The organism is Mesorhizobium sp. M1143 (assembly GCF_040318435.1).
Taxonomy (GTDB): Bacteria; Pseudomonadota; Alphaproteobacteria; order Rhizobiales; family Rhizobiaceae; genus Mesorhizobium.
Map to the genome: position 1 here is coordinate 1 of NZ_JAMYMJ010000162.1, position 1801 is coordinate 1801.

The following is a 1801-nucleotide window of genomic DNA, read 5'->3' on the forward strand; positions in this document are numbered from 1 at the left end:
CCACTGGGTGGCGTAGAAGAAATTGGCGTAGAGACCGATCAGAACCAGCAGCGCGAGGCCGACCGCCGCCTTCAGGATCCAGCCGCGCTGTGTGTACCAGCGCCCGGCCCACAGGAACGGCCAAAGGATCACGCCGATGGCGAGGCCGATGCCGCGGCCGATCCACTGGAAGATGCGGGTGAAGAAATTCACGATCGGATCAAGCATGGCTCTCGTTCACCCCTTCAGCATGATGCCAAAAAGTTGCAGACTTTTTGGATAACATCATGCGCCAAAACAATAGGTTAGAACGAAATGACGGCTCATTTCGTTCTAGTCAGTCAAGCCGTAAAGGCGCGTGCGAAACGCCACCTTGTCCTTCAAATATGTGGTTTGCAGAACGACGCGCTGCATAGACCATCCGTCCCGGTTTTCAAACCGCATGGTTATCGGCACACACCATACCTCGCCTAGCCATTCGCACGCGACAGGCAATTTCGGCGCTTTTTATGAGCGCGCCTTCGTGCCAGTTTACTTCGTTCTGATATCGATAGACGTTCGCCAAATGCAAGCAGTGTGCCTCTGCGAGATGCCCGTCTTGACGTTTGAGACTGCCAACATCATCTAGTGTTCGCTCAGCCCCAGACTTCTGGCTCTGTGCGAGTTCGGCCTCAAGTGGTTGCAGGCGCGGACGTGATGGGCACCAAAGGCGGACCGTCATTGTCGGCCTCTGGCAGGGGCAGGAATCAATCGTAGGTGCCGCGAACGGCTATGCTCCCGGTTCGGGTCGAGTTCGATATCGAAGGCAAAACAATCGGCAACTCACGAGCAATCCGGCAGTTTCGTCTTGGGCTAGTTTAGAACCTGATACAGTGCGCCGCTGGCACAATCGTAGTAGCCAACCCGCCGCTGACAACTCTCGGGCAGATTTCTAGTGCGACAAAAGGACAGGCAGGCGCAGATCGCCAAGAACGCTTTTGGTTGCTCCACCCACGACAAAATCTCTCATCCGGGAATGGCCGTATGCACCCATAACAAGCAGATCGGCGCCCATGCTGACAGCGCGCGCCTGAAGCGTAACGCCAATGGGGCGATCTTCGAGGTCGATTGAGATCCCCTCAGCGGGAAAGCCACGCTTTCTCAGGCTCAGGGCGAGGCGTTCGCCAATATCGCGCAGCGACTTTTCGTCTGTCACTGTCAGTACCGTTATCTTTGAGGCACATTGCAGAAACGCGTGCGCATCGGCAACGGCCCGGGCCGCAACGCGGCTACCATCCCAAGCGATGATGACATGATCGATCGCACCAACGTTTGCGTCTTCCGGCAGAATTATGGTTGGGCGACCCGAACCAAACAGGACCGCATTAACGGTCATGCGCGCAGTCTGGTTATTTGGCTCCAACCCAATCAAAGCAAAATCGAAATAGCGTGACTGAGTTGCCGCAACATCGCCGATAGATGCTGGCTGAACAGCAATCTCCTCGGTTGTGAGGAGCGATCCGACGCGTGCCGCTTCAGCTTTCAATGCCTCCAGCAAATCGAGCCCATGCTTGCGGCTGGTCGCTTCTGTCTCCCGGATCATTTCGGGAAGATCGATCAAGTATCGCGAAACCGGATTGGAAATACCCGGAATATCGACATTGATCGTCAATGCATGAAGTGCGGCACCAACGTGCTTGACCACCGCGATTGCGTTTGATGCGATTTTGGTGGAATTCGCTTCCGGATACGTCGCCAGAGGAAGTAAGGCAATTTTGCTCATCAGACCTCAACCCCGTTATTTCGACCGCCGTCGACCATTGGCCCAATGCGTGTCACACTC

1 protein-coding gene and 1 pseudogene are annotated in these 1801 nt (G+C 55.6%); both read right to left on the reverse strand.

All coding sequences use genetic code 11. From position 1 onward, the window contains the following. Positions 1–207: pseudogene (locus NKH35_RS31595) on the reverse strand (DUF2333 family protein); the annotation flags it as partial. Positions 208–910: 703 nt separating this feature from the next. Beyond that, a complete protein-coding gene (locus NKH35_RS31600) occupies positions 911–1741 on the reverse strand; it encodes a universal stress protein (RefSeq protein ID WP_023682867.1) in 831 nt (276 codons plus the stop codon). Positions 1742–1801: the final 60 nt, after the last annotated feature.